A 3,482-nucleotide genomic window follows, 5' to 3' on the forward strand; every position below is an offset into this window, starting at 1 on the left:
CCCTCGCGGCGGACCCTCGCCGCGCTGACCGCAGTGGTGCTCGCCCTCGTCGCGGTGATCGTCGTGGCGGTCACGACGACCGGCGGCCGGGACGGCGACGAGGTCGCCACCCTGGACGGACGCCCGGTCACCCGTGACGAACTGCTCTTCCACATGGGGCGGCTCGCCCCCACCGTGCAGAACGAGCTGACCACCACTTACCACCTGGCCTCCCCGTTCAGCTGGGACGCGAAGACGGGAGCCAAGAGCGCGCTCCAGCGCCTGGAGACGAGTGCGCTGGACGAGATCCGCGAGGACCGGGCCACCCTCGTCCTCGCGCAGGACCAGGGGCTCGTCGACTCCGTGGACTTCGCGGACCTCACCGCCGAGCGCACCGAGGAGAACGAGGCCCGCGCCCAGGCCGTGCAGGCCGGTCAGACGGTCTACGGGGTCACGGACTTCTCCCCCGAGGAGTACTACACCCACCGGCTGACCGAACTCGCCACCAAGCTGAAGGACCTGCTCAGCAAGGACGCCGGCGACCCGCTCCACATCACCGACGCCGAGGTCCGCAAGGCGTTCGACGCGGACCCGGACTCCTGGAGCGCCAACGCGACCACGTACGCGTACACACAGCTCGTGGTCCAGGTGCCGGACGACGCCCCCGCCGGCTTCGCCGCCGCCCTCCAGCGCCGGGTGGAGGCCGCGGGTCACCTGGCCGACGTCACCGGGGTGGCGGACGCGAAGCTGACCACCGCCACCTACGGCGGGACCGGCACCACCGGGCTCAGCACCCACGACCAGGACCTCGCCTCCGTGCTCGGGGAGCTCGACCGGGGAGAGGTCTCGGCGCCCGTCAAGGGCACCGGCCAGATCACGTACTACCAGCTCGACAGCGTGAAGACCGACAAGGACAAGGCGTTCACCGAGTACTCCCAGCGGATCCGCCAGTCGCTCGTCGAGAAGAAGTACGCCACTTACCTCCAGCGCCGGGCCGACGACGCCTCGATGCACGTCGACAGCTCGGCGGTGGCCGCCATCAACGCGAAGGACGTGCAGCAATGAGACCTGCCGACATCGGCCTGCCCGCCGACGAGGCGTCGGTGAAGCGCCCGTGGCTCACCACGCGGACGGTTCGCACCGGCCTCGCCTCCGTGCTCGCCGCACTGCTGGTGGGGTCGCTCGCCCCGGCCGCGCACGCCGCGGCCGGACCGAAGAGCCCCGCCGCCCCCGCTGCTTCCGCCGCGGCCAAGTCCTGGCCCGGCAACAAGCACAACGCGACGGGTGGCAAGGACTACTACATCGACGCCACGCACGGCCACGACACCGCGGCCGGCACCTCGCCGAAGACCGCCTGGGCCAGCCTGGCCAAGGCGAACGCGACGACGTTTCTGCCCGGCGACCGGATCCTGCTCAAGGCCGGCGAGCAGTGGCAGAACGAGCAGCTGTGGCCGAAGGGCTCCGGCAGCGCGGGCAAGCCGATCACCATCTCGGCGTACGGCGACAAGCACGCCGGCCGGCCCTACATCGCGGCCAACGGCAATGTGCCCAGCCCGTTCAACGCGGACGGCACGAAGAACCCGCAGACCGTCGGTCTGACCGGCGCCATCGTGCTGCGCAACCAGCAGTACTGGGACATCGACAACGTCGAGCTGTCCAACGACGACGACTTCGCCACGGACATCACCAAGGGCAGCTACGTCCGCGACGGCATCATGGTCTCGATCAACGCCGACCTGTTCCCGGACGGCGCGGACACGGTCATGGACCACTTCCGCATATCGGACATCTACGTCCACAACCTCGACGGTCCGAGCAGCTGGCAGAAGATCCACTACGGTGCGGTCGACTTCCAGGTCTTCGGCAGCAAGAGCTACAAGGCGTACCCGGCCGGCGGATACCACTTCAGCGACGTCCGGATCGAGAACAACACCTTCGAGAACGTCGAACTGCACGCCGTGCAGTTCGCGTTCAACTGGTTCGCCGCCGACAGCGCCGACTCCGGCCAGTACGACGAGGCCGGAAAGTGGCACGAGGGCTGGGAGCAGCTCTGGGTGCGCACCCGCGACCTGTACAGCCGTGACGTCTACATCGGCCACAACTACGCCAAGAGCATCGGTCAGGGCGCCTTCCAGCTCGCCGACTCCCAGCGGATGACGGTCGAGTACAACGAGGTCAACGGCTTCCTGGAGCGCTACAACGCGGTCTCCTGCGGGCTCTACCTGTGGGCCGGCGCCGACTCCACCATGCAGTACAACGAGGTCTACGGCGGCCCCGACAACGAGTACGACGGCACCCCCTGGGACCTGGAGTACACCAACTTCAACGTCACTTACCAGTACAACTACTCGCACGACAACGCCGCGGGCTGGATGGCCTACATGGGCAACAGCTCGAACTCGGTGGCGCGTTACAACCTCAGCGTCAACGACAACGGCGTGCTCGTGAAGAACATGCTGTCGACGAACTACGCGCCGACTTATTTCACCAACAACACCTTCGTCTACGACGGCGCCGACCTGAACACCGTCCACGACGAGACATTCCTCAGCCGCGTCTACTTCCTCAACAACATCTTCTACAACACCTCCGAGACCACCCCGACCCCGTGGTACCGCCGGACCGGCGCCCTGCGGCAGGCCGTGTTCTCGAACAACGACTACTACGAGGCGTCCGGCACCCACTCCGCGCAGGAGCCGGCCGACCCGGACGGGCTGCGGGTCGACCCGAAGTTCGTCGGTGACCCCGCCGACTACGTCACCGGTGCGGGCGTCGACAAGATCCGCAAGGCCGCCGCGCCCTTCGCGCTGCGCAAGAACTCCCCGCTGATCGACGCGGGCCGGTACAACGCGCACCTGGGCACCGAGGACTTCCTCGGTACGCACCTCTACTACGGCGACGCCCCGGACATCGGCATCGCCGAGTCCAAGTCCGGCCGCAAGGTGGCCCACCCGGTCGACGCGAACCCGATCGAGGAGGAGACGGACAACAGGGTGAACCTCGCCCTCGGCAAGTCCGTCACCGCCAGCTCGACCCACCCCGGGGCGAACGGCTCGCTCGGCGCGGAGAAGCTCACCGACGGCAACCTGTCGACCCGCTGGGCCGCCGCCGACGACGCGTCCTACCCGATCACGCTCGACGTCGACTTCGGCGCGGACACCACGTTCGACCAGGTCTACCTGGACGAGTACACCGACTCGGGCACCAACCCCCGGGTGCAGTCCTTCGAGCTCCAGCGCTGGGACGCGGCCACCGGTACCTGGGTCACCTTCGCCACCCGTGACGCGGGTGTCGGGCACGACCTCACGGTGACCGGCTTCGGCTCCGTCACCAGCTCCAAGCTGCGGGTGGCCCTCACCGGCCAGATCGCCACGGAGCAGTACACCCCGAGCCTGACCGAGATCTCGGTCTACCGCGCGGGCGCGTGAACGGTGTCCGTACGGACCCCCGGGTGAACCCGCCGGGTCCGTACGGATGACACGCGGAGGGCGGGTGGATGCCAC

General features: G+C 68.4%; 2 protein-coding genes. Both read left to right on the forward strand.

Annotated elements, in window-relative coordinates:
* Nucleotides 1–1,044 (forward strand): peptidyl-prolyl cis-trans isomerase (locus tag ACWD3D_RS34900; protein WP_451464699.1); only part of this gene is annotated, 1,044 nt, incomplete at its 5' end.
* The gene (locus ACWD3D_RS34905) at nucleotides 1,041–3,407 is read left to right on the forward strand and encodes a discoidin domain-containing protein (protein WP_451464700.1); all 2,367 of its coding nucleotides are present in this window, start codon (nucleotides 1,041–1,043) and stop codon (nucleotides 3,405–3,407) included. The genes ACWD3D_RS34900 and ACWD3D_RS34905, both read left to right, overlap by 4 nt.
* The last annotated feature ends 75 nt before the right edge of the window (nucleotides 3,408–3,482 follow it).

This window comes from Streptomyces sp. NPDC002690, from assembly GCF_053592415.1.

Coding starts and splice junctions, on each gene's coding strand:
- ACWD3D_RS34905 (WP_451464700.1), top strand. CDS start 1,041: ATGAGACCTGCCGACATCGGCCTGCCCGCCGACGAGGCGTCGGTGAAG.